Raw genomic sequence first — 314 nt, forward strand, 5'->3', positions numbered from 1 at the left:
GTGAATTCGAACCACAAATTGTTAAGAAGAGACAAAGACATATTTCAGCTATTGAAGATTTGGTATTGTCTTTGTATTCAAAAGTTTTAAGTGTTAGAGATATTAGAGATCATATAAAAGAAATATATGATGTTGATGTTTCTGCTGAAAAAATTAGTATAATTACTAATACTGTAGTTCCTTTAATTAATGATTGGAAAAATAGACCTTTGGAAGAAGTATATGCTATTGTATATTTAGACGCTTCATTTTATTCTGTAAAGGAAGAGGGTATTGTAAAGAAAAAAGCAATATATAACGTTATTGATATTAAT

At 26.1% G+C, this 314-nt stretch carries 1 protein-coding gene; it reads left to right on the forward strand.

Annotated elements, in window-relative coordinates; all coding sequences use genetic code 11:
• Nucleotides 1–314 (forward strand): transposase (locus ACYQ44_RS10505; protein WP_459997247.1); only part of this gene is annotated, 314 nt, incomplete at both ends.

It is taken from the genome of Marinitoga arctica (assembly GCF_054657315.1).